Source organism: Pseudomonas neuropathica, assembly GCF_051174785.1.
GTDB classification, from domain to species: Bacteria; Pseudomonadota; Gammaproteobacteria; order Pseudomonadales; family Pseudomonadaceae; genus Aquipseudomonas; species Aquipseudomonas neuropathica_A.
Genome location: NZ_CP195111.1, coordinates 4589303 through 4614600, shown reverse-complemented (window position 1 = coordinate 4614600; position 25298 = coordinate 4589303). Strand labels below are relative to the sequence as shown.

At 58.9% G+C, this 25298-nt stretch carries 21 protein-coding genes; 9 read left to right on the top strand and 12 right to left on the bottom strand.

All coding sequences use genetic code 11. From position 1 onward, the window contains the following. Window positions 1-45 precede the first annotated feature (45 nt). From ACRRSD_RS20750 to ACRRSD_RS20715, 8 genes are all read right to left on the bottom strand, one after another. Entirely contained in the window at window positions 46-1056 is a 1011-nt protein-coding gene (locus ACRRSD_RS20750) for a chemotaxis response regulator protein-glutamate methylesterase (RefSeq protein ID WP_435035077.1), read from the bottom strand. After that, window positions 1053-3341: a hybrid sensor histidine kinase/response regulator gene (locus ACRRSD_RS20745; protein WP_435035075.1), complete on the bottom strand. Its 2289-nt coding sequence runs from the start codon at window positions 3339-3341 to the stop codon at window positions 1053-1055. Before ACRRSD_RS20745 ends, ACRRSD_RS20750 begins: the two co-directional genes overlap by 4 nt. Continuing rightward, on the bottom strand, window positions 3338-4021 hold the full coding sequence (locus ACRRSD_RS20740; RefSeq protein WP_435035073.1) for a chemotaxis protein CheW: 684 nt from the start codon (window positions 4019-4021) through the stop codon (window positions 3338-3340). The genes ACRRSD_RS20745 and ACRRSD_RS20740 overlap by 4 nt, the downstream gene beginning before the upstream one ends. Beyond that, the gene (locus ACRRSD_RS20735; RefSeq protein ID WP_435035071.1) at window positions 4018-5289 is read right to left on the bottom strand and encodes a CheR family methyltransferase; all 1272 of its coding nucleotides are present in this window, start codon (window positions 5287-5289) and stop codon (window positions 4018-4020) included. The genes ACRRSD_RS20740 and ACRRSD_RS20735 overlap by 4 nt, the downstream gene beginning before the upstream one ends. Beyond that, window positions 5286-5822, bottom strand: a complete 537-nt coding sequence (locus ACRRSD_RS20730; RefSeq protein WP_435035069.1) for a chemotaxis protein CheW — start codon at window positions 5820-5822, stop codon at window positions 5286-5288. The genes ACRRSD_RS20735 and ACRRSD_RS20730 overlap by 4 nt, the downstream gene beginning before the upstream one ends. Continuing rightward, window positions 5822-7444, bottom strand: a complete 1623-nt coding sequence (locus ACRRSD_RS20725; protein ID WP_435035067.1) for a methyl-accepting chemotaxis protein — start codon at window positions 7442-7444, stop codon at window positions 5822-5824. Before ACRRSD_RS20725 ends, ACRRSD_RS20730 begins: the two co-directional genes overlap by 1 nt. Before the next feature lie 369 nt (window positions 7445-7813). After that, window positions 7814-8536, bottom strand: coding sequence for a tellurite resistance TerB family protein (locus ACRRSD_RS20720; RefSeq protein WP_435035065.1), 723 nt, complete (start codon window positions 8534-8536; stop codon window positions 7814-7816). A 150-nt stretch (window positions 8537-8686) separates the two neighbouring features. Continuing rightward, window positions 8687-11044: a hypothetical protein gene (locus ACRRSD_RS20715; RefSeq protein ID WP_435035064.1), complete on the bottom strand. Its 2358-nt coding sequence runs from the start codon at window positions 11042-11044 to the stop codon at window positions 8687-8689. Between the two features lie 215 nt (window positions 11045-11259). Between ACRRSD_RS20715 and ACRRSD_RS20710 the strand changes: the two genes are divergently transcribed. From ACRRSD_RS20710 to ACRRSD_RS20675, 8 genes are all read left to right on the top strand, one after another. Then, window positions 11260-12174, top strand: a complete 915-nt coding sequence (locus ACRRSD_RS20710) for a LysR family transcriptional regulator (protein WP_435035062.1) — start codon at window positions 11260-11262, stop codon at window positions 12172-12174. Window positions 12175-12305: 131 nt separating this feature from the next. Beyond that, window positions 12306-13763: a gamma-aminobutyraldehyde dehydrogenase gene (locus tag ACRRSD_RS20705; protein WP_435038527.1), complete on the top strand. Its 1458-nt coding sequence runs from the start codon at window positions 12306-12308 to the stop codon at window positions 13761-13763. Window positions 13764-13846: 83 nt separating this feature from the next. Further along, window positions 13847-14998, top strand: a complete 1152-nt coding sequence (gene ydcS / locus ACRRSD_RS20700) for a putative ABC transporter substrate-binding protein YdcS (protein ID WP_435035060.1) — start codon at window positions 13847-13849, stop codon at window positions 14996-14998. A gap of 258 nt (window positions 14999-15256) precedes the next feature. Next, window positions 15257-16294, top strand: coding sequence for an ABC transporter ATP-binding protein (locus tag ACRRSD_RS20695; RefSeq protein ID WP_435035058.1), 1038 nt, complete (start codon window positions 15257-15259; stop codon window positions 16292-16294). A gap of 16 nt (window positions 16295-16310) precedes the next feature. Then, window positions 16311-17231 (top strand): ABC transporter permease, encoded by a 921-nt coding sequence (locus ACRRSD_RS20690; protein WP_008081597.1) that lies wholly within the window; start codon window positions 16311-16313, stop codon window positions 17229-17231. Continuing rightward, window positions 17221-18030 carry an ABC transporter permease gene (locus ACRRSD_RS20685; RefSeq protein ID WP_435035057.1) on the top strand — a complete coding sequence of 270 codons (810 nt, stop codon included), beginning with the start codon at window positions 17221-17223 and terminating at the stop codon, window positions 18028-18030. The genes ACRRSD_RS20690 and ACRRSD_RS20685 overlap by 11 nt, the downstream gene beginning before the upstream one ends. A 168-nt stretch (window positions 18031-18198) precedes the next feature. Next, complete coding sequence (locus ACRRSD_RS20680; protein WP_435035056.1) at window positions 18199-19623, top strand: gamma-aminobutyraldehyde dehydrogenase; 1425 nt, start codon at window positions 18199-18201, stop codon at window positions 19621-19623. 225 nt (window positions 19624-19848) lie between these two features. Continuing rightward, window positions 19849-21333 (top strand): APC family permease, encoded by a 1485-nt coding sequence (locus ACRRSD_RS20675; RefSeq protein ID WP_435035055.1) that lies wholly within the window; start codon window positions 19849-19851, stop codon window positions 21331-21333. 58 nt (window positions 21334-21391) lie between these two features. Here the strand turns inward: ACRRSD_RS20675 and ACRRSD_RS20670 are convergent, their stop codons facing one another. From ACRRSD_RS20670 to ACRRSD_RS20660, 3 genes are all read right to left on the bottom strand, one after another. Continuing rightward, window positions 21392-21949, bottom strand: coding sequence for a hypothetical protein (locus ACRRSD_RS20670; protein ID WP_435035053.1), 558 nt, complete (start codon window positions 21947-21949; stop codon window positions 21392-21394). Between the two features lie 373 nt (window positions 21950-22322). Next, complete coding sequence (locus ACRRSD_RS20665) at window positions 22323-22961, bottom strand: RloB family protein (RefSeq protein ID WP_038357775.1); 639 nt, start codon at window positions 22959-22961, stop codon at window positions 22323-22325. Then, window positions 22958-24211: an AAA family ATPase gene (locus tag ACRRSD_RS20660; protein ID WP_435038526.1), complete on the bottom strand. Its 1254-nt coding sequence runs from the start codon at window positions 24209-24211 to the stop codon at window positions 22958-22960. The genes ACRRSD_RS20665 and ACRRSD_RS20660 overlap by 4 nt, the downstream gene beginning before the upstream one ends. A 300-nt stretch (window positions 24212-24511) precedes the next feature. Here ACRRSD_RS20660 and ACRRSD_RS20655 point away from each other — a divergent pair, with 300 nt between their 5' ends. After that, window positions 24512-25024, top strand: a complete 513-nt coding sequence (locus ACRRSD_RS20655; protein ID WP_435035051.1) for a BRO-N domain-containing protein — start codon at window positions 24512-24514, stop codon at window positions 25022-25024. 49 nt (window positions 25025-25073) lie between these two features. Here ACRRSD_RS20655 and ACRRSD_RS20650 read toward each other — a convergent pair whose 3' ends face one another. Continuing rightward, complete coding sequence (locus tag ACRRSD_RS20650; RefSeq protein WP_007908956.1) at window positions 25074-25259, bottom strand: hypothetical protein; 186 nt, start codon at window positions 25257-25259, stop codon at window positions 25074-25076. Between the last annotated feature and the right edge of the window lie 39 nt (window positions 25260-25298).

Sequence of the window (25298 nt, the reverse complement as noted above, 5' to 3'; positions counted from 1 at the left end):
CGGTCACCTGAGTACTGCGGGGGTCAGGATTGCGGATAAACCTGTTCATTTGGGGAAAACCTCCAGCAATCGTGACGCTATCTTTTCCAGTGCACGGATTTCGACGGCGGCATCAATGGCCGCAGCGGCCTTGGGCATGCCGTACACCGCACTGCTTTGCTGATCCTGCGCGATGGTCAGGTAACCCTGTTGGCGCATGAGCTTAAGCCCTTGCGCCCCGTCGCGCCCCATCCCGGTCAATAAAACCCCGACGGCGTCGCCATTCCAATAGCTGGCGACACTCTCGAAAAACACATCGATCGAGGGTCGATAGATCTCGTTGACCGGCTCGGCGGTGTAGGCCAGCGTGCCGTTTTTCAATAAACGAATATGGTGATTGGTGCCGGCCAGCAGCACCGCGCCCGCTTGCGGCGGTTCGCCCTCGCGGGCCAGACGTACATCGAGGCCGCTGGCGCTGGCCAGCCATTCGGCCATGCCGGCGGCGAACACCTGATCGACGTGCTGCACCAGCACAATTGCCGCCGAGAAGTCACGGGGCAGGCCTTTGAGCAAGACTTCCAGCGCTGCCGGGCCGCCCGCAGACGATCCGATCGCCACCAGCCGCTTGCACGAGGCGGAGCTGCGCTGGGGTGTCGGCGCCGGGCGCGAGCGTTGCGGCTTGTCGCCGATCAGCCAGCCAATATTGAGGATCTTGCGCAGCAACGGCGCCGCCGCTTCCTGCGCATTGCCAGCGCCGAGGGCCGGGGTATCGACCACGTCCAGCGCGCCGTGGCCCATGGCTTCGAAGACCCGGTGCACGTTCTGCTGGCGGTCGACGGTGACGATGACGATCGCGCACGGCGTTTCGGCCATGATCCGCCGGGTGGCCTCGACGCCATCCATAACCGGCATGATCAAGTCCATCAGGATCAGATCCGGGGTGTTTTCGGCGCACAGTTGCACTGCCTCGGCGCCGTTGCGGGCGACCCAGACCACCTGGTGCGCCGGCTCGAAGGCCAGCGCCCGGCGCAGGGCCTCCACCGCCATGGGCATGTCGTTGACGATTGCGATCTTCATGCCCGCGCTCCTCCGATAAGCTCGACCACTGCGTCGAGCAGGGCGTCGTCATGAAAACTGGCTTTGGCTAAATAATAGTCGGCGCCGGCATCGAGGCCACGGCGGCGATCCTCTTCCCGATCCTTGTACGACACCACCATCACCGGCAGCGATTGCAGACGGTTGTCGCGGCGCAACAGGGTGACCAGTTCGATGCCGTCCATGCGCGGCATGTCGATGTCGGTGATCAGCAAATCGAAGTCCTCCGAACGCAATGCGTTCCAACCATCCATGCCGTCCACCGCCACCGCGACGTCGTAGCCGCGATTGAGCAGCAGTTTGCGTTGCAGTTCGCGCACGGTCAGCGAATCGTCGACCACCAGCACCCGCTTGCGCGCCGCCTCGGCGGCCTGATTGCCATGACGGGCGATGCGTTCAAGGCGCCCGGTGTTGAGCAGTTTATCCACCGAACGCAGCATGTCTTCGACATCGACGATCAGCACCACAGAACCGTCGTCGAGCAAGGCGCCAGCGGAGATATCCTGCACTTTGCCCAGACGCTCATCGAGTGGCAAGACCACCAGGGTGCGCTCACCGATGAAGCGCTCGACGGCAACGCCGTAAACCGCATCACGTTCGCGGATCACCACGACTTTCAGGGTTTCGCCACTGTTCTGGCTGGCTGGGCGATTAAGCAACTGGCTGGCCGCAACCAGCCCGACGTGCTGGCCTTCGTGCCAGAAATGCTGTCGACCTTCGACTTGCACGATGTCTTCCGGGGCCAGATCACACATGCGCTCGATGTGCGCCAGCGGGAAGGCATACGCCTCTTCACCAACTTCCACCACCAGACTGCGCACCACCGACAAAGTCAGCGGCACTTCCAGATGAAAGCGACTGCCCTCGCCCGCCGTCTGCTCCAGCACAACCGCACCGCGCAACTGGCGAACCATGTGTTGAACGGCATCGAGGCCGACGCCCCGCCCGGACACTTCGGTGACCGTGTCGCGCAGGCTGAAACCGGGGAGGAACAGGAACGTCAGCAGTTCTTCTTCGCTTAGCTGCGCTGCGGTTTCAGCTGGGGATAACTGCCGCTCGACGATGCTGCGACGGACCTTCTCCAGGTCGACGCCATTGCCGTCATCGTTCAACTCCAGCACCAGCAGGCCGGCCTGATGCGAGGCGCGCAGGCGGATCAGGCCTTCCTCGGGCTTGCCCTTGAGCAAACGCTGCTCCGGGGTTTCGATGCCGTGATCGACGGCGTTGCGCAGCAAATGCGTCAGCGGTGCTTCGAGTTTTTCCAGGACATCGCGATCGACCTTGGTTTTCTCGCCTTCGATCTCCAGGCGTACCTGTTTTCCAAGGCTGCGGCCCAGATCGCGGACCATGCGCACCTGACCGGTGAGCACATCGGCGAAGGGCCGCATGCGACAGGCCAACGCCGTGTCGTAAAGCACTTGCGCGCGTTGGCTGGCCTGCCAGGCGAACTCGTCGAGTTCGGCGTTTTTCTCGCTGAGCAGTTGTTGGGATTCGGCGAGCAAACGGCGCGCGTCTTCCAGGGCTTCCAGCGCTTCAAGGCTCAGCGCGTGCTCCTTGAGGTGCACGTTGAGGTTTTCCAGCGCGCGCAGGCCGTTGTTCTGCATGCGCTTGAGACGCTGCATGGTTGCCAGGTGCGGTTTCAGGCGTTGGGTTTCCACCAGCGATTTGCTCGACAGATCGAGCAGACTGTTCAGCCGTTCGGCGGTGACCCGCAGCACGCGCTCACCACCCTCGGTGGTGCGTTTGGTCTTGCGCGGCGCAGGCTCCGAAGGTTCGAGCGTGGCTTCGATGGTCGGCGCTGGCGTCGGTTCAAATACGGGTGGCGCTTGAAGTTGCAACTCGGCCATCGGTGGCGTTGCGAGCGCTGCCGGAGGCGTTGAAGGGTCAAGCAAACCTGCCATCAACGCCACATAAGCTTCAATATCGCTCGGCTGCGGAGCATTGGCCGGTGTGGCGATGCGCATCAGCAAATCGGTGCCCTGCAACAACGCATCGATGTGCTCGGGCCGCAGCAACAACCGTCCTTCCTGCGCACTGACCAGGCAATCTTCCATGACATGGGCGACGCTGACACCGCTGTCGATGCCGACAATTCGCGCCGCACCTTTGAGCGAGTGCGCCGCGCGCATACACGATTCCAGTTGATCGGCCTGGGTTGGATTGCGCTCGAGTGCCAGCAGCCCGGCGCTGAGTACTTGGGTCTGCGCTTCGGCTTCGAGGCTGAACAGCTCCAGCAGCGAAGCGTCGCGCATTTGCTCGGGGGTCATGTGAGGCTCCGGGTCACGGCGGACAACAGCTGTTCTTCATCCAGCCAACGCAGGCTGCGACCGCGATATTGCAGAACGCCACGGGTGTATTTCGCGCTGGCTTGCGCCCCGGACTGCGATGCCGCATCAAGAATGCGCTCGTCGATGGCATGAATCCCATCGACCTCATCCACCGGCACCACCACCGGTCCGCCATGGGCGGCGATGATCAACATGCGCGGCATGATGCGCGCGCCGGAGGCTGGCGCGGCGTTGCCATCCAGATCAAGCAACTCAACCAGCGACAGGCACGCCACCAGCGCGCCGCGTACATTCGCCACGCCGAGCAAAGCGCGCGAGCGCTGGTGCGGCAACGAGTGAATCGCCTGCAGCGGCGCGACTTCAACAAGGCTGCGCGTCGCCAGCCCCAGCCATTCTTCGCCGAGACGGAACATCAGCAACGAGCGGGTTTTCACATCGATTTCCACGGCGGTCGCCACCGGGTCGCGCTCGTCCTGCTGCAACGCATAACGGTCGAGCAGGCGCGTGGCGGCGGCGGAATAAACCGAGCAATTGCGGCAGTGAATGTGCTCTTCAAGCAGCGGACAAGACTTGTCGCCGTGGATGCCGATGCGGTTCCAGCAATCGTCGATGGCCCGGGCGTCTTCGTGGGTAACGTTCAAGGTGTCGGACGGGATCATCGTTTACGCTCACTGTCAGCGGTGCGGCCACTGCGGGCGGCGCGCTCCTGCAATCGTCTGGCACCCGCCGTGTCGCCCTGGGCCTGCAGCAGCGCGGCCAGGTGCATCAACGCTTCGGGATGTTGCGGTTCGAGGTACAACGCCTTGCGGTAGAAACCCTGGGCTTCGAGGGTCAGGCCGGCGACATCGCTGAGCAAGCCGAGCCAGTAAAATACTTGGGCCACCGGTTCGTGGCTGCGCAAATATTGTTCGCACGCGGCGCGGGCCTCGGCGCTTTTGCCTTCGTTGGCCAGTGCAGCGATGTTGGCCAGCAGGGTCGCGGCGTCGGGATTCGCGCTTTTGCTGGCAATGGGCAGCGGCGTCACTGCGGCAAACGGTCGATTGCGCACCACCGGAGGCGGCGCGCTGCGCAACGGTTGGCTGACCGGCAACGTGATCGGTTTGGGCGTCGGTAGCGGTTCGGGGTGCGGATCGCTGTGGCGGCTGAACGCAAAGGATTGCGGGATACCGATCGAGCGCATGCCCAAACGCCCGAGCAGACTGCCCTCGGCCGGGCCGATAAACAGCACGCCATCGAAATGGGTCAGGCGCTTGAGCACCTCGAACACCAGTTTTTGCGTTGGCTGATCGAAATAGATCAACAGATTGCGGCAGAACACGAAATCGAACGCCGGCTCACTGGCCAACAGCGTCGGATCGAGCACATTGCCGACCTGCAAACGTACCTGCTCACGTACGTTCTCGTTGACCCGATGGCCATCCTGCTCAGGGGTGAAATGCCGTTCGCGAAAGTCCAGATCCTGGCCGCGAAACGAGTTTTTGCCATACAGCGCACGCCGGGCCTTTTCCACCGAGAGCGGGCTGACGTCCATGCCATCGACCTTGAACTGATGCGGTTTAAGCCCGGCATCGAGCAAAGCCATGGCTATCGAATAGGGTTCTTCGCCGGTGGAGCACGGCAGGCTGAGGATGCGCAAAGCACGCATATTGTTCAGCTCGGCGAGGCGATTGCGCGCCAGCTTGCCCAGCGTGGCGAAGGATTCCGGGTAACGGAAAAACCACGTTTCCGGGACGATCACTGCTTCGATCAGCGCCTGTTGCTCATCCCGTGAGCCTTGCAGCAATTGCCAATATTCATCGGCATTCGCGGCTTGCGAGAGCGTTGTGCGCTGGCGCACGGCCCGCTCGATGATCGCCGGGCCGACCGACGTCACATCGAGGCCGATGCGTTCCTTGAGAAAGTCGAAAAAACGCTGATCACTGCTCATGCCTGCGCCTCAAGCTGCGCCGGACTCAGCGGCGGATCGGGGAACAGCAAAGTACGCACGGCGTCATCGAGCAAGTCATTGACCCGTACCCATTGCACCAGTCCGTGGGCATCTTCACGCACCGGGCCGAGGTAAGGCGCCTCGCGGTTATCGAGGCCGTAAGGCTGAAACTCTTGCGGATGGCAACGCAGGGTGTCGGTGGCCTGTTCCAGAATCAGCCCGAGCCATTGCGCGGATTGCGATTCATCCGGCTGATAATTGACCAGCACCAGCCGGGTGCTGGTGCGCGCTTCGGCGGGATGGCCGAAGGTCAATGCGCTGAGGTCGATCACCGGCACCACCGCACCGCGATAGGCGAATACGCCGGCAACCCACTGCGGCGCCCGGGCGATCGGCTTCAACGGCAGGCGCGGCAGCACTTCCGCCACTTCGGTGGCGCGCAAGGCGTAGCGCTCACTGCCGATGCGAAACAGCAGGAACAACGCCGGCTTCGCCACCTGCGCGGCGCTGCGTTTGGCGATGATTTCGCTCATCAGACTTTGAATCGCGAAACGCCGCTGCGCAGCCCGACGGCCACCTGGCTCAGTTCGTCGATGGCGAAACTGGCCTGACGCAACGATTCGACGGTCTGGCTGCTGGCGTCGCCCAGCTGTACCAGCGCATGGTTGATCTGCTCGGCACCGGTGGCCTGAGCCTGCATGCCTTCGTTGACCATCAATACCCGCGGCGCCAGCGCCTGCACCTGATGGATGATCTGCGACAGCTGCTCGCCAACCTGCTGCACTTCGGACATGCCACGGCGCACTTCTTCGGAGAACTTGTCCATGCCCATCACCCCGGCAGACACCGCCGACTGAATCTCGCGGACCATTTGCTCGATGTCATACGTGGCAACGGCAGTCTGGTCCGCCAACCGCCGCACTTCGGTGGCGACCACGGCAAAGCCGCGACCGTATTCACCGGCCTTTTCGGCTTCAATCGCTGCGTTGAGCGACAACAGGTTAGTCTGGTCGGCGACTTTGACGATTGTCACCACCACCTGGTTGATGTTGCCGGCCTTCTCATTGAGGATCGCCAGTTTGGCGTTGACCAGATCGGCCGCGCCCATCACCGAGTGCATGGTGTCTTCCATCCGCGCCAGACCTTGCTGGCCGGAGCCGGCCAGCACCGAGGCCTGATCGGCGGCGGTGGACACTTCGGTCATGGTGCGCACCAGATCGCGCGAAGTGGCCGCAATCTCACGGGAGGTCGCGCCAATCTCAGTGGTCGTCGCGGCGGTTTCGGTGGCGGTGGCTTGTTGTTGCTTGGAGGTGGCGGCGATCTCGGTCACCGAGGTGGTCACCTGCACCGAGGAGCGCTGCGCCTGGGACACCAGCGCGGTCAGCTCGGTCATCATGTCGTTGAAGCCGGTTTCGACGGCGCCGAACTCGTCCTTGCGGTCGAGGTTAAGACGCGAACTGAGGTCGCCGGTGCGCATGGTTTCGAGGATCTGCACAATGCGGTTCATCGGCGCCATGATCGCGCGCATCAACAACAGACCGCACAGACCGGCGGCCAGCACGGCAACCAGCAGGGAGATGAACATGCTGAATTTGGCGGCCGCCACGGCATCATCGATATTGTTCATGGCCTGATCGGCGACTCTCTTGTTTTCGCCGATGATGTCGTTGAGCTTCATGCGCCCGGAGTACCAGGCAGGCGTGAGCTTGTCGTGGAACATCTTGACCGCGTCCGCTTCCAGATTGCGCTTGTGCAGGTCCAGCACGGCATCCTGAATCTGGATGTAGGCGTCGTGGTACTTCTCGAACGCAGCGAACTCGGTACGGTCCTCGTCGGTGGCCATGGTCTTGCGATAGTTCTCCATCTGCTCCTGCAGACGTGCTTCGAACGCTTTGTAGTCCGCCGCGTCCTCGCTGGAAATCCCCTCGCCTTCCTTGAGCCCGAGCAGTTCTTGCGTCTGCAGATAGCTGTCGACCCAGGCGCCACGGATCATCGAGCTGTAATAGACGCCGGGAATTGCGTCATCACGCACGCTGTTTTCACTGGCTTCGATCTTCAACAGCCGTGAATACGAAACGACGACCATCAGCAACATGATGGCGATAATCACCGCAAAGCTCGCCAAAATGCGTTGGCGCAACGTCCAGTTCTTCACAGTGATTCCTCGTGCCTGATCGAAATGCGGGGAGTATAGCCGAGGGCGGTGTTTCATTTATAAGACGCTTTTTAACCCTCGGGCCCGTCCGGCATGGTTTGCGGGAGGGCTCTGGGGTGGGACTGTCCGACAATTGCAGGTGAGCGTGCCAGTGGGGTACTGGCAAAAGGAGGCGATAGATCGGCCATGGCGTATGCAGTGAGGCTGAAACATCATCGCGAGCAGGCTCCGTGCACGCCGGAATAACCTGTGGGAGCGAGCCTGCTCGCGAAGAGGCCGGAACGGTCAACATCGATGTCGTCTGACCCGGGCGCCTTCGCGAGCAGGCTCGCTCCCACAGGGGGTTGCGATTGTTAAAGCACGCCGTCTCTACACAGAGGCCAGCCGCACCTGCTTCTCCAGCTCCGACTTCAACCCCGGCTCGAGCTTCAACTGTCGCGCCAGTTCATCCAGATAGCTCTTCTCCATGAAGTTCTCCTCATCCACCAGCATTACGCTGGCGATGTACATCTCCGCGGCCATCTCAGGTGTGCTCGCCGCACGGGCGACATCGGTCGGGTCGAGGGGTTTGTTGAGCTCGGCGTGGAGCCAGTGCTGTAACTCCTGATCGTTATCGAGCTTGGTGAATTCGCCTTCGATCAGCTCACGTTCGCGGTCATCGATATGGCCGTCGGCCTTCGCGGCAGCGACCAGCGCCTTGAGAATGGCCTGGCTGTGTTGTTCGGCCTGCGCCGGTGGCAGACGATCAAGGGTCTGCGGTTCACTTTGTGGGGCGGTGCCTTTCTGCGCGTTGTAGTTGCCATAGGCCTTGTAGGCCAGCACGCCAAGCGCTGCGAGGCCGCCGTAAATCGCGACTTTGCCGCCAACCTTGCGCACTTTCTTGTTACCAAGCAGCAAGCCCATCGCGCCAGCCGCTAACGCACCGCCGCCCGCCCCTGACAACAGGCTGCCAAGGCCGCCAGTGCCCGAAGAACCGCCGAGCAAGCCGCCCAAGCCCCCGCCGGCCGATTTGTTCTGCGCTCCGCCAGCCTTGTTCTGCAACAGATCCTGGCCCGACTTGAGTAGTTGATCGAGCAATCCACGGGTGTTCATGTCACGCCTCCAAACCAAGGGTATCCGGCTTTATAAGGCCGTCAGCCTAGTTCGAAAGTGCCCACGACCTGCCAGTGAGTGTGCTTCCAGATATTACTGCTCTTCCTTGTGCGCCATAAATTGAAGAAGCCCACCCACTGTGTTCAGTCATCAAAGCGTCAGCACAAAATCGTCAAACACCCAGGCAACGTTACCTCGTGCGACAAGCTCCAATCTCTTGATATTCAACCCTGAGAATTCGATACCTCTGTATGGCCTATCGAGTCTGACTTGTCCGAGAGAGCGGCCGTCGTTGTCATAAAAATGAACTTCGCCATAGGTATTCAGGGGTTGATTTGCAGCGAATTTGAAGCTCACCTTTTGGCATGCTCGAACGAACGTAAGTTCTGCCTTCTCTTGCGCCAATACATACCAATGAAGCTGTTTTCCGGGTACACCAGTACCTATTTCAGCATGTGTGTACACAGCCGGATTTGGCTGGTGAACTACAGTCGTTAACAGTTTGAAGGTAAGAACCGGCGTCACGAGAATTTCATTAGCTCGGAAGATCTTCCGCGAAAGCTCATTATCAAAGTTCTCGACCAACAATGTCTTGACCGTATAGATCCTCTCCGGAAACTTCACGACCTGCTTGCCATCGGGGCTGCCCGAATAATTCACGCTCATACCGATTCTTAGCTGGCTTGAGTCATGCAGCGTGAACAGCCAGTCCAATGGTATTGAACGGCTCAGCCCTGAAGCTGGAGCGAGAATCCCCTTGTCCTCGAAACTCGTCGCTTTACCCTCCCGGTCTGTCCCGCTGTAGATAAACGAAACCAGTTGGTTTTTGACCTGATGGGGCCACTGACTGACCTCCAGAAGCGTTTGCGTGTGCAGTTGCGTGACGTCCAGATCGCCGCCATGCGCATCACCGATAATCGGGCTCGGCAGGTCAGGATGGTAGTCCGTAATGGGCCCGATAGTGGCCGCAAGTATTGGCGATGTCTGAATCGGCTTGTCACCGCGCAGGTGCACAGAACTGAGCTCCACCCGCTCGCCGAGATTCGCCGCAATGAATGCACTGTCGAGTTGAAAGTTGGCCCGACTGTAGGAGTTCAGCGGCTTGGGCTCAAAGGTTGGAGATCCCGCTCCCGCGGCGCCCTTAACGATGAGGAGGAATTTTTCGTCCGGGCGCGGAAGATAACCGACGATTTCGATCCGACCCGTAGCACCTTGCAGATTGGCAGAGTCCAGTGGGTCGAGAACTCGTTTGACCGATTTTAGCAACTGCGGTGCAAGCAACCCTGGCAACCCCTCGCCCTTGACTTTGGCAGTGGTGACTGCCGAGTTGCCGACCGAGGCGCCCTCTCTGATAAGTGTGTAGGTCACCGACACGACACTACCAGCGATAACGCTCTTGTTCTCGATCTTTAAAATGCTCGGTTGCTTCTGCCCGAACTGGTCTTTGCCGACGGTGCCCGTGGCCGTAACGACAACGTCCGGGTTGCCTGTGACTCTTGCGGTGAAGGTGGCAAAGATCAAATCGCCAAACAGGAAACGCGGATCACTGGTGAGTACAACGATCAGCAAATCATTTGCACCGAGCTTCTCAAGTTGAATATCCGGGTCATCCTCGGGATCATCAAGGATTTCGCGCAACAAAGCCTTGGGCAATTGGTTACCCGCCAAATCCACATCAATGGTTTGCACAGCCGACCAGAGTGAGTCCGGATCCGGATTGTTACCCAACTGATCGGTAACCGTATAAGAGATGTTGAATTTCGGATGATCCCCGGCCCTTTCCAAGTCTGCACGGGTGACGCTGAAACAGACCTTGACCGGATCACTGGAACCCGGATCTGGCGCCTGAGTCTCGGTGACATCGTGGTACACATCATGGCCATTGAGGTTCAATCGAATGCGGTCAAAAGCACGGCAATATGGGTAAGAAACGCACACTTGGGCACCAGCGGCAGGAAAGTCCGGGCCAACGCCGTTGCGCAATGCATCGGACAGGATCAACTCGAGCTCGGAATGTTCGCCGTCTCCTGGAGTGGTGTCTTGATTACCGGGACGGACCTTGTTGTATAGCAACTCCAGCGGTGGCTCGGAGGTGCCAATGTTTCCACTGCCCCGCTTCACGGTACAGGTGATCCGGTTAACAACATCGGGAAACAGTAACTTATGGGGAATGTGCAGTGTTACAGCATCGTCTTCGGCGAGCGTCTGCACACTGTCGATGCCGGGTTGACCATTCAGATTCAAAAACACCGTATCGCCCCGTCGCTGGTTCAGATACGGATCGAAGACAACTTTTGCGCCTTTCGGCGCCAAATCATAGATGCGCAATGGAACGCCCAAATGCGCGCCTTTGACCGGTCGTGTGGCTTCTGGCAGATCAGGTGGACTCAACGCCAGCACCTGATTGTCCACCTCCATGACACCTGACGTCAGCTCATCACTTTGTGGCAAACAAGTCGGAGCTACCGGTTCTGAGCTATCAGATTGCCCGGTGGGGATCGTGTCCATGTGAATCTCCTTATCGCAGATTGAACGCCAGAAATCTCTGCAATCAGTGAGCGCCGATAAGGGCCACATGGACAACTGTCAGAAATTACAGGTAGAGGCCCTTTCCCGACGAATGGCAGGAGCAAACTGGCGATTCATTTTCGGAAATCGATCCATCGACTAAAAAGATATACAGTCCGAGCCATCGATTAAATCGCCCACCGGGTATTCCCGTCATGATGACCCTGCGTCAGATCCGTCACTTCATCGCCGTGGCCGAAACCGGCTCAATCTCCGCCGCCGCACAAACCGCGTTCATTTCCCAGTCGACCCTGACCCTGGCAATCCAGCAACTGGAAGAGGAAATCGGCGTCAGCCTGTTCAGCCGCCACGCCAAGGGTATGACGCTGACACACCAAGGTCATCAATTCCTGCGCCAGGCGCACCTGATTCTGGCGACTGTGGACAACGCCAAGCGGAGCCTGCAACAGAGCACCGATCAGGTCGCCGGGCAGTTGACCGTCGGTGTGACCAGTCTGGTGGCCGGGTATTACCTGGCAGATTTGCTTACCCGGTTTCAACGTGCCTACCCCAACGTCGAAATCCGCGTGATGGAAGATGAGCGCCCTTACATCGAGCATTTGCTGGTCAGTGGCGAGATCGATGTCGGCGTGTTGATTCTCTCCAATCTGGAAGATCGCCACGCTTTGCAGACTGAAGTACTGACCCACTCACCGCACCGTTTGTGGCTCCCGGCCCAGCATCCACTGCTGGAGCACGACAGCATCAATCTTGCTGACGTCGCCCGCGAGCCGTTGATTCAACTCAACGTCGATGAAATGGATCGCAACGCCCAGCGTTTCTGGCGCGGTTCCGGGCTGCAACCAAAAATAACCCTGAGAACCGCATCCACCGAGGCCGTGCGAAGTCTGGTCGCCGCCGGTTTGGGTGTGTCGATCGAGCCCGACATGACTTACCGCCCATGGTCGCTGGAGGGCGACATCATCGAAGCGCGGCCCATCGCCGACCTCAATCAGACCCTGGACGTGGGCCTGGCCTGGCGCCGCGGCACCGCGCGTCCCGCATTGGTCGACCCATTCCTGACCGTGGCCCGTGAGCAACCCCACGGCGGACGCAAGCCATCTATTTAATCGAATGCTGTCTTCAGTATTTAGAATTTGTCGACCTCGGAGCCGCGCACTAGTCTTGCTGCATCTATAAGACGGTCGGCTCCCGGTTTCAGGGAGCAACAATGGCCACACAAGAAAAGAGATCGCGGAAAATGGTTGGCGTGCAGACCCCGATGTGTACCGCGTTGTTGATCGATGGCGAACTGGTCGGTGGGGAAGGTTTTGTCGAGCCGATTCTCAACCCGGCCACCGGTGAAATTCTTACGCACATCGCCGAAGCCAGCACCGAGCAGGTCGAAGCCGCCATCCTCGCCGCCCACCGCGCCTTCGGCGAATGGTCGCGCACCACGCCGCAGCAACGTTCCAACCTGCTGCTCGACATTGCCAACGCCGTGGAAAAACACGCCGACCACCTCGCCCGCCTCGAATCGCTGAACTGCGGCAAGCCGTTGCACCTGGCGCGTCAGGACGATTTGACGGCGACCGTCGATGTGTTCCGTTTCTTCGCTGGCGCCGTGCGCTGCCAGACTGGTCAGTTGAGCGGCGAATACCTGCCCGGCTACACCAGCATGGTCCGTCGCGACCCGATTGGCGTGGTCGCCTCGATTGCGCCGTGGAATTACCCGATCATGATGGCCGCGTGGAAGATCGCCCCGGCCCTCGCCGCCGGCAACACGCTGGTGTTCAAACCGTCCGAACACACACCGCTGTCGATCCTCGCCCTGGCGCCAGCGCTGGCCGAAATCCTGCCGCGCGGGGTGATCAACATCATCTGCGGTGGTGGCGAAGGCGTTGGCAGCCATTTGGTCGGCCACGCCAAAGTACGCATGGTCTCGCTGACCGGCGATATCGTCACCGGGCAGAAAATCCTCCAGGCCGCCGCGAAAACCCTGAAACGCACGCACCTCGAACTTGGCGGCAAAGCCCCGGTGATCGTCTGCAACGACGCCGACATCCAGGCCGTGGTCGACGGCGTGCGCACCTACGGTTACTACAACGCCGGGCAGGACTGCACCGCCGCTTGCCGGATCTATGCGCAGGGCGGGATTCACGACAAGCTGGTCGCCGAACTCGGTGCTGCCGTCAGCAGCCTGCGCTTCGCCGGCAAACGTGATGCCGACAACGAGATCGGCCCGCTGATCAGCACCCGCCAGCGCGACCGCGTGGCCAGTTTCGTCGAACGCGCCCTCGGTCAGCCGCACATCGAACGCGTGACCGGTGCGGCGGTGCATTCCGGCGCCGGTTTCTACTATCAGCCGACGCTGCTCGCCGGTTGCAAACAAAGCGATGAAATCGTCCAGCGCGAAGTGTTCGGCCCGGTGGTCACCGTGACCCGTTTTGACGAACTCGCGCAGGCCGTCGACTGGGCCAACGACTCCGAATACGGCCTCGCCTCGTCGGTCTGGACACAGAACCTGGACAAGGCGATGCAGGTCGCCGCGCGCTTGCAGTACGGCTGCACGTGGATCAACAGCCATTTCATGCTGGTCAGCGAAATGCCCCACGGCGGGCTGAAACGCTCCGGCTACGGCAAAGACTTATCCAGTGATTCGCTGCAGGACTACAGCGTGGTGCGGCACATCATGGCCCGCCACGGCCAGCATCTCTGACTACGCTAATAACAAGCCGTTAACGGCATGCTTCACCGCGTTCACAACTGCCCCGACCATAATTTAAAGAAGAGGGTTCAACCATGTTCGTGCACAAGACCGCACTGCTCAGTGCAATCACCACGGCCCTGCTGGCCAGCGCAAGCGTTTCAGCTGCCGAGCCGTTGAAGGCTGTCGGGGCTGGCGAAGGTCAGCTGGATATCGTTGCGTGGCCGGGTTACATCGAACGTGGCGAGAGCGATAAAGCCTACGACTGGGTCACCGGTTTCGAGCAGGAAACCGGCTGCAAGGTCAATGTGAAGACCGCTGCGACCTCGGACGAGATGGTCAGCCTGATGGCCAAGGGCGGATACGACCTGGTCACCGCGTCGGGCGATGCCTCGCTGCGGTTGATCGTCGGCAAGCGTGTGCAACCGATAAACACCGCGTTGATCCCGAACTGGAACACCCTCGACCCACGCCTCAAAGACGCGCCGTGGTACGTGGTCAACCAGCAGACTTACGGCACCCCGTACCAGTGGGGCCCGAACGTGCTGATGTACAACACCAACGTATTCAAGACCGCACCGACCAGTTGGAACGTGGTGTTTTCCGCGCAGGATCTGCCCGACGGCAAGCCGAACAAGGGCCGCGTGCAGGCCTATGACGGGCCGATCTACATCGCCGATGCGGCGTTGTATCTGAAATCGACCAAGCCTGAACTGGGCATCAAGGATCCGTACCAGCTCACCGAAGATCAATACAAAGCCGTGCTCGATCTGTTACGCGCGCAGCAGCCGCTGATCCACCGCTACTGGCATGACACCACGGTGCAGATGAGCGACTTCAAAAACGAAGGCGTGGTGGCGTCGAGTGCCTGGCCGTATCAGGTCAACGGTTTGATGAACGAGAAGCAGCCGATTGCTTCGACCATTCCGAAAGAAGGCGCTACGGGTTGGGCTGATACCACGATGCTGCACGCCGAGGCCAAACACCCGAACTGCGCGTACAAGTGGATGGACTGGTCGCTGAAACCGAAAGTCCAGGGTGATGTGGCGGCGTGGTTTGGTTCGTTGCCGGCGGTGCCAGCGGCGTGCAAGGAGAGCGAATTGCTCGGCGCTGAAGGCTGCAAAACCAACGGTTTCGACCAGTTCGACAAGATCGCTTTCTGGAAAACCCCGCAGGCTGAAGCCGGCAAGTTTGTGCCGTATAGCCGATGGACCCAGGACTACATCGCGATCATGGGCGGCCGCTAGCTCTCAATAACGACGCGGTCTGCCCCCTTTCCCCCTTGGGGGAGAGGGCTGGGGTGAAGGGGTAGCTTTTGCCTTTGCTCTTGATCTCAGAGCACTGGCCGAAACCGCCACCCTCACCCCCCGCCCTCTCCCGGAGGGAGAGGGAGCTAAAAGCAATTTCAGCGCCCTGCACACCTACTGTAGGAGCTGCCGCAGGCTGCGATCTTTTCGACGCACACACGACTTTTTTGAAAGCCCGTTTTACCGGAGCACCGCACCATGACGCTTGCAGTCCAGTTCACCAACGTTTCCCGGCAGTTCGGCGACGTAAAAGCCGTTGACCGGGTCTCCATCGATATCGAGGACGGCGAGTTCTTTTCCATGCTCGGCCCTTCCGGCTCGGGCAAAACCACGTGCTTGCGCCTGATCGCCGGGTTCGAACAACCGAGCGCCGGCTCGATCCGTATCCACGGCGCCGAAGCGGCGGGTTTGCCGCCGTATCAACGCGACGTCAATACGGTGTTTCAGGATTACGCGCTGTTCCCGCACATGAACGTCCTCGACAACGTCGCCTACGGTTTGAAGGTCAAAGGCGTCGGCAAAACCGAACGTCACAAACGTGCCGAAGAAGCCTTGGACATGGTCGCCCTCGGCGGTTATGGCGCACGCAAACCAGTGCAGTTGTCCGGCGGTCAGCGCCAACGTGTGGCCCTCGCCCGCGCCTTGGTCAACCGCCCGCGCGTGCTGTTGCTCGATGAGCCTTTGGGTGCGCTCGATCTGAAACTGCGCGAACAAATGCAAAGCGAACTGAAGAAGCTGCAACGTCAACTCGGCATCACCTTCATCTTCGTCACTCACGATCAAACCGAAGCGCTGTCGATGTCCGATCGCGTCGCCGTGTTCAACAAAGGCCGCATCGAACAAGTCGACACGCCGCGCAATCTGTACATGAAACCGACCACCACTTTCGTCGCCGAATTCGTCGGCACCTCGAACGTGATTCGTGGCGATCTGGCGCGTGAAATCAGCGGTCATCCGCAGCCGTTTTCGATCCGCCCGGAGCACGTGCGTTTTGCCGAAGGCCCGCTGGCCAGTCACGAAATCGAAGTCAGCGGGTTACTCCACGACATCCAATATCAGGGCAGCGCCACGCGTTATGAATTGAAACTGGAAAACGGCCAGACCCTCAGCATCCGTCACGCCAACAATCAGTGGATCGACAGCAGCGCACAGCACCAGACCGGCCAGCGCCTGAGCGCGCGTTGGGCGCGGGAAGCGATGATTCCGCTGCACGACTCCGTGCCGAGCGGGGTGTGACATGAGCACGCTCGCGATGACGTCATCGCCGCCGTTGCGCAGGTTTTCCAACCTGCTCTACCGCAAGCCGAACCTGTACTTATCGATGCTGCTGGTGCCGCCGCTGCTGTGGTTTGGCGCGATTTATCTCGGCTCGTTGCTGGTGCTGTTGTGGCAGGGTTTCTACACCTTCGACGACTTCACCATGGCGGTCACCCCTGACCTGACCCTGGCGAATTTTGCCGCGCTGTTTCAACCGTCGAACTTCGACATCATCCTGCGCACGCTGAGCATGGCCATCGTCGTGTCGATCGCCAGCGCCATCGTCGCGTTCCCGATCGCCTATTACATGGCGCGCTACACCACGGGCAAGACCAAGGCGTTTTTCTACATCGCGGTGATGATGCCGATGTGGGCCAGTTACATCGTCAAGGCGTATGCGTGGACGTTGCTGCTGGCCAAGGGCGGCGTGGCGCAGTGGTTCGTGCAGCACCTTGGATTGGAGCCGGTGTTGCAGTTCATTCTGGGGATTCCCGGCGTCGGCGGCAGCACCTTGTCGACCTCGCATCTGGGGCGGTTCATGGTGTTTGTCTATATCTGGCTGCCGTTCATGATCCTGCCGATTCAGGCGTCGCTGGAACGTCTGCCGCCATCGCTGTTGCAGGCCTCCGCTGACCTTGGTGCGAAGCCGCGTCAGACCTTTATGCAGGTGATTTTGCCGCTGTCGATTCCGGGCATCGCGGCGGGTTCGATCTTCACTTTTTCGCTGACCTTGGGTGATTTCATCGTGCCGCAACTGGTCGGGCCGCCGGGCTATTTTGTCGGCAGCATGGTGTACGCGCAGCAAGGTGCGATCGGCAATATGCCGATGGCGGCGGCGTTTACGTTGGTGCCGATTGTGTTGATCGCAGTTTACCTTTCGATCGTCAAACGACTGGGGGCTTTCGATGCGCTCTGAGAAAGCATCATCAGGCTTAAAGATCGCGGCCTGGGGCGGGTTGCTGTTTCTGCACTTCCCGATACTGATCATCTTCCTCTATGCCTTCAACACCGAAGAAGCCGCGTTCAGCTTTCCACCGAAGGGCTTCACGTTGCACTGGTTCAGCGTGGCGTTTTCGCGACCGGATGTTCTGGAGTCGATCAAGCTGTCGCTGCAAATCGCAGCCATCGCCACGTTGATTGCGATGGTGCTCGGCACGCTCGCATCAGCCGCGCTTTATCGTCGGGATTTCTTCGGCAAACAGGGCATCTCGCTGATGCTGATCTTGCCGATTGCGCTGCCGGGAATCATCACCGGGATCGCGCTGCTGGCGACGTTTAAAACGCTGGGCATCGAGCCGGGGATGTTCACCATCATCGTCGGTCACGCGACCTTCTGCGTGGTGATCGTCTACAACAACGTTATCGCCCGCCTGCGCCGCACTTCGCACAGCTTGATCGAGGCGTCGATGGACCTCGGCGCCGATGGCTGGCAGACCTTTCGCTACATCATCCTGCCCAACCTCGGCTCGGCGTTGCTGGCCGGCGGCATGTTGGCATTTGCGTTGTCGTTCGACGAAATCATCGTCACCACGTTCACCGCCGGGCATGAGCGCACGTTGCCGTTGTGGCTGCTCAATCAACTGAGCCGGCCACGGGATGTGCCGGTGACCAACGTCGTCGCCATGCTGGTGATGATGGTGACCATGTTGCCGATCCTCGGCGCGTATTACCTGACGCGTGGTGGCGAGAGCGTTGCCGGCAGTGGCGGTAAATAAATATCTAACAGACACCAAAAATCCCCCTGTGGGAGCGAGCCTGCTCGCGAAGAGGCCGCCACATCCGACATTGATGTCGACTGATACAGCGCTTTCGCGAGCAGGCTCGCTCCCACAGTTTCAATCCGGTTTCGGCAGAAAAATAATAGATTCAAAGAGGACAAAAGCATGCAAACCAAACTCCTGATCAACGGCCAACTGGTCAACGGCGAAGGCCCGGCGCAACCAGTGCTCAATCCCTCGCTCGGCGAAGTCCTGGTTGAAATCAACGAAGCCAGCGAAGCCCAGGTCGATGCCGCCGTACGCGCCGCCGACAACGCCTTCGCCGAGTGGTCGCAAACCGCGCCGAAAGACCGCTCGCTGCTGTTGCTCAAACTCGCCGACGCCATCGAAGCCCACGGCGAAGAACTGGCCAAACTGGAATCCGACAACTGCGGCAAACCCTACAGCGCCGCGCTCAACGACGAAATTCCGGCGATTGCCGACGTGTTCCGTTTCTTCGCCGGCGCCAGCCGTTGCATGAGCGGTTCGGCCGCTGGCGAATACCTGCCCGGCCACACCTCGATGATCCGCCGCGATCCGGTCGGCGTGATTGCCTCCATCGCGCCGTGGAACTACCCACTGATGATGGTCGCCTGGAAAATTGCCCCGGCGCTGGCGGCCGGTAATACCGTGGTGCTCAAGCCGTCGGAACAAACCCCGCTAACCGCGTTGCGTCTGGCCGAACTGGCGTCGGAAATCTTCCCGGCCGGCGTACTCAATCTGGTGTTTGGTCGCGGCCCTACCGTGGGCAGCCCGCTGGTTACCCATCCGAAAGTGCGCATGGTTTCGCTGACCGGCTCCATCGCCACGGGCGCCAACATCATTTCCAGCACTGCCGACAGCGTTAAACGCATGCACATGGAACTGGGCGGTAAAGCGCCGGTAATCATCTTCGATGACGCCGATATCGATGCGGCGGTGGAAGGGATTCGTACGTTTGGTTTCTACAACGCCGGCCAGGATTGCACTGCCGCGTGCCGGATTTATGCGCAGCAAGGCATTTACGACAAGTTCGTCGAGAAGCTCGGCGCGGCGGTCAGCAGCATCAAGTACGGTTTGCAGGATGATCCTTCGACTGAACTGGGGCCGTTGATTACGGCGCAGCATCGTGACCGTGTTGCCGGGTTTGTCGAGCGTGCTGTGGCGCAGCCGCACATTCGTTTGATCACTGGCGGCAAGGCTGTTGATGGCAATGGTTTCTTCTTCGAGCCGACCGTGTTGGCCGATGCGCAGCAGGACGACGAAATCGTTCGCCGCGAAGTGTTTGGCCCGGTGGTCTCGGTGACCAAATTCACCGATGAAGCGCAGGCGCTGGAATGGGCCAACGATTCGGATTACGGCCTCGCCTCCTCGGTGTGGACAGCGGATGTAGGACGCGCGCATCGCCTGTCGGCACGCTTGCAGTACGGCTGCACGTGGGTGAACACGCACTTCATGCTCGTCAGCGAAATGCCCCATGGCGGTCAGAAATTGTCCGGTTACGGGAAAGACATGTCCATGTATGGTCTGGAGGACTACACCACGGTTCGGCATGTGATGTTCAAGCACTAAGTCTTTAAAAGCTTCGCGAGCAGGCTCGCTCCCACATTAATTGAAATGCGTTCCCCCTGTGGGAGCGAGCCTGCTCGCGAAGGCGTCACCTCGGTTTCAGGAAGGAAACCGGCACTACGCACCACCAGGATCCCAAAACAATAACTACCGAACCGGGCGGCGCCCACAAAGCCCCGCCATGGCCTCGGCCATCCGAAATCTGCCGATTTCACGGAGCAATCACACATGAGTTCCTCACCCGATCTCGTCACAGCCGTTGCCGACAGCGATGCCGAACAACTGCGCAAACTGGGCTACACCTCCAACTTCAACCGCAGCATGAGCCTGTGGGAAAACTTCGCCTTGGGCTTCACTTATCTGTCACCGGTCGTAGGGGTTTATACCCTCTTCGGCCTGTGCCTCGCCGCCGGCGGCCCACCGATGTTCTGGGCCTACTTGCTGGTCGGGTGCGGTCAGTTGCTGGTGTGCCTGATCTTCGGCGAAGTGGTTTCGCAGTTCCCGATTTCCGGCGGCGTTTACCCTTGGGCACGCCGATTGGTCGGCAAGAAATGGGCGTGGATGGTCGGCTGGATTTACTCCATCGCCCTCTGCGTGACCATCGCTGCCGTTGCAGTCGGCGCTGGCCCGTACCTGGCCGCCATGCTGGGATTTGAGCCGAGCAACAACACCAACATCGTCATCGCTCTGGTGCTGACCTTGTTCGCCACGCTGGTCAACCTCAGCGGCACCAAAGTGCTGGCGCGCATCGCCATGTTCGGCTTCCTCTGCGAACTGGTCGGCGCGGTAATCGTCGGTGTTTACCTGCTGATCTTCGAACGTCATCAGCCGCTCAGCGTGCTGTTCAACACCTTCGACATCAGCGTCGACGGCTCTTACCTGCCGGCGTTCCTCACCGCATCGCTGGCAGGGATGTTCCTTTACTACGGCTTCGAGGCCTGTGGCGACGTCGCCGAAGAAACCCCGAACCCGAGCGCAAAAATCCCGGTGGCCATGCGCATGACCATCTACATCGGCGGCATCGCAGCGATGTTCGCCTGCCTCGCTCTGATCCTCGCCGTGCCGGACATGCAAGCCGTGATCAACGGCACCGACAAAGACCCGGTCACCACCATCCTCGACAACGCCTTCGGCCCGGTCGGCTCGAAAGTGGTGATGGGCGTGGTGATGATTTCCTTCATCTCCTGCGTCATCAGCCTACAGGCCGCGGCGAGTCGTCTGCTGTACTCCTACGCTCGCGACGAAATGGTCATCGGCAGCCGACTGCTGAAAAAGATTTCTCCTACCACCCAAGTACCGGTTGCCGCACTGTTCGTGTCCGGCGTCCTGCCGGCCCTGATCATCGCTCTCGGCTTCTTCCTGCAAGACGCCGTCACCACCATCGTCAGCTTCGCCGCCATCGGCATCTACCTCGCGTTCCAGATGATCGTCCTGGCCGCGCTGTACGCCCGCAGCAAAGGCTGGAAACCGAGCGGCAAATTCACCCTCGGCGCGTGGGGCTGGCCAGTGAATGTCGGCGCGCTGGTGTATGGCGTTGGCGCCATCATCAACATGGCTTGGCCACGCACGCCGGATGCGGCTTGGTATGTGAATTACGCGATGGTGTTGAGCACGGCGATCGTGATTGGTTTGGGGCTGGTTTATATGTGGATTGGCAAGCCGTATGACCATGGCAAGGCGCCGGCTGGGGATGCGTGGAAGGTGAGTCGCTAAGAGCCTGCGATCCCGGCATCGACAAGGTGCCGGGGTTCAGGAAAACCGAGAAAAACCATCAAAAAGAAAGCTCTGCCTGATCGTGTTTCAGCAAGGAAATACGATCGAACAGTTTGATTTTTTCATTGGCTTTTTGCTTGGCGTGATCGGACATGAATGCAATCAACTCTTCGAGCTGACTGACGTCTCCGACTACTTTGAATTCCTTTTCCTTGTTGACGAAAACAAGCGACTTCTTCTTTCTCGACAACAATTCAATGACGTTGCTGAGCGTGCCGGTGCTCTTTGCATCCCAGATCATCAAGCCGTAGTCGGCTGCTTCGGCCATGACGACGTCTTTCTCGGTGAAGAAAACTCTCGACCCTTTCGAATGTTTGGAGTCGACTGTTCTGGCGGGCCAGTGCCCAAGGTTGTTCCTCGGCGCCGAACCGCTGCAGAACACCGTGGTTCTGGATCGTTCGAGACTCAGCAGGTACTCCTGAATGGAGGTATCGGCGCCACCTGCATCCCCAACCACCACCTCAAAATCAGACGCCACGATATTATTGATACGCTCTTTAACCTTCGGATCAAGGTTCTTGATGTTGATAGAGCCGGCAATAAATACAGTCGTCATTGAGTTCACTTCCAAGTTAGCGCTGCGACGTAAATTTTCCCCCAGCCCTTATCCCAAGGGCCGTTGATCTGCTTGAGAAACACCTTCATTGAATTCTCCGTTATTCGTCACAATCCTTTGAGCCCGGAAACCAAGGGCCGAGCATCTGTAGCGATGCGCGAGATTCAAACAAATAACGGAAAAAACACTGGTTAGGGGCGGGCTCGCTGGCACCCATGCAAAAACAGGCATTTCCTACAGGCGTGACCTTCAAGGAAAAATCTTGTTTCCTACAGTGGATGGCGACTGAATGGCCTTGGTTCAGCCAGCGCCTGCCAGCAACGTCTCCTCTCAACTACTGAGCCAGGCCAATGGGGGGAGGCTCGGAGAGGACTTATGTGTCAATCGGCTGGGGCTTTGAGAGGGCTTCGAACTCATCCATCAAAAGGTGAATTTCAGTGCTTGGGTTGTGTTCGCCACTGAGGGCGACATCCTCAAGAACTTTGGGGGCCAGCGCTCTTGCCTGCTGAAATGGCTTTCCGAGTAGCTGAGCGAAGTAGCTGACGTCTTTGCCTTTCTGATAGTCAGCCATGCTGGGTTTTGCTCTGAGGCTCTTGGTCACCAAATCAGCCGGAGAGTTCTTCCCGGCTGTGCTGAACGGTTTTCGACTGTAGCCAAAGTGCAGTAGTAGCCAAAACTCGAAGCACGGATAAGATGCGATGACTTGGATTTTTGGATAAGACTTCGCCACATTCAACGCTCGCTCGAAGCACATGTGGGTGTCTCGATCCAAAACACAGAACACCTTATCGAAGCTTTTTTGCCTTACGACTGCTCGCTCAACAATGCCGCTTGGATGTGTAACACCGCAGTGGACGATCTCAACTTGGGCCTTGGCCCGAAAATAAAACGCGGCTTCCTCCAGATAACGTTTCCCTGACTTACTGTCTTCACACAATACCAGCACCTTAGGCTGCGGTTTGAAGCGGGAAGCCTTGCGATCGAACGATTTGAACGAACTCACTACCCTCACCCCCGCCTTATCAGCGGCAGCCCGCGATAACGCCCTTCGAAGTAACGCTTCTCGACATCCTCGCTTTCCCGGCCGCCAAAATCGTGTACGGAAAACAGGCTTGTGGCGCCATGAGCATCACGTTCTGTAATCCAGAACTGGTCACGCCGCAGAATCTTTTCATTCATCAGATGGGTATCGTGTGTCGTGAAAATCAGTTGGGTATCCAACCCACTGTCCAGATGCTTTGCGATCAAGTCAGCGACGATTTCGGGATGAAGACTGCTATTCAGTTCGTCGACGCAGAGGATCCCACTGCCGCCGGTCTGATTCATCATGAACCAGGGCAACCAGAAACCAATCAGGTTTTTGGTACCGCAAGACTCCTCCGAGAAGTCGAACTGCGCATCGCCTGAAATGCTGGAATGCGTGAGGGTCAGTTTGTCCCTTTGAGCCGCCGCGAAGAACTCCTTCAAGGTCAGTTTTCTGTTGCTCAAGTCTGCACAGGCGTCATCCGGGTCGAGTTGTATCGCAGACACAGGAATATCCAGCGCACTGAGAAAATCGCGCAGGTTGCTCGTATGATTTTTGACCATTTGCAGAAAGCGAATCGAGGCTGTGGATAAGCCAAGCATGTTGTTTTGTTCAATGACTAGCAGACCGGTTTGAAACCAACTGAATGGAGTGCCCAGTTGACTCAACTCTTCGCTGCTATGAGTGACGGCTTGTGCAATAAACAGCATCGTCGGACTGGTCAATCGACGCCAGGCGCAATGCACTTCCTTGCCGCCCTCAAGGGCTTTACCAAACAGGTAATGCTCACCTTCAGCATCAAACCGGCGGTCATAAAGCAGTGTTTCCTTACCTTTCGGGTAAGCAGTCAGTTGTTCCTGAACAATCCTCTGCGCGGTCAGCCCGAGGACAAACCGATAGCGCAGTCCGCCCTGAATAAAGTCGTACTCAAAGACACTGGGCGCATCGCTCAGAGTGCAATCAAATCGAAAGGGTGAAACAGGCAGCGCGTCGTCATTTGAACCACGTGGTGTCGCTAGCAAGCGTCCGACGATGCCCAGTGCGCGGATCAGTGAAGACTTTCCGGAGGCGTTCGGACCGTAAATAGCTGCAACCTTCAACAGCTCCGGAAGCTTTTCTGCGCTCGTGGAGGCTTTGAACGTATTGCGCGTTTTGCTCAGACGAGGGCTCGCCGCCATGGACAGGGTTTGCCTATCCCGAAATGAGCGGTAATTGGATACCGAGAATTCGATCAACATGAAGAAAACCTGCAGTTCATTGCTTGGGTTTTCATGAATAAACGAAAAAACAGGCTTCAGATGCAGACGGACTGCAGCGAGTGCAAAAACAGGCATTTCCTACAGATGCAGCCTTCCTGAAAAAGCCCCATTTCCTACAGTTATTGTCGATAGAACAGACTTGGTGCGCAGAGCACACGGCAGATAGTCTTCTTTCCGGCTGTGACATCAGCAGCCCGGTGTCGAAGCCGGAACAAAATCAACATGGCGCAACCGCGCTCATTTGAGTGGCGGCTCTATTCTCGATATTGGAGTCGACAAATGCCTAACCACGTACAAATTCCTTCTGAAACCTCCGCTTTCTTCACCCCCACCGCCTTCACCCGCCACAACCGTTTCCTCCACGCCTTCATGCAAGATCACGAAGCCTGGTTCTGTGTTCAGGATCTCGGTCGCCTGATGGGCTATCCGCTAAACGAACGCCTCACCCTGAAACTCGATCCCGACCAGCGTCGCCATGTCCTTCTGCGTCGGGACGGCGAAATCATCGATTGCGCGATGGTCAGCGAATCCGGCCTGTTCGCCCTGCTCGTCCATCACTTCGTCCCGGAAAACCGACACCTGCGCCAATGGCTGAGCCATGAAGTCATCCCGATGCTGCGCGACACCCATTCAAGCCCAGTAGGAAACCATCCGAGCTTGAGTTCGATGCATTGGGCAGGCGTCACCGTGCCGTTGCTGCACTGGCAACAGCAGGCGTGGGTCAAATGGCGGGATGTGCCGGAGTTGATACACGGCCAACGGCCGTATCCAGTCCTGGGAACGTGTAGCTGATCCAAATAAAAAGGGGCGGACCTTTCAGTCCGCCCCTTTTTATTTCCACTCAAAACCGCGAAACACTCCGCATCGCATCCACCAGATACCGCATCGCAATCCGGTCGTTCTCCGAAAGCTCCCGATAACGCTCCACCAGCTTCACTTCGTCAGAGCTGAGCCGACGCCTTTTGCGGCCGCTGCCGAGGCAGGGAAAGATGCCCAACATGTCGGTGATCCCTTGTATTTTTGCCATGGACGATGTCCTTCAATACTTCAAAGAATTGCTAAACCA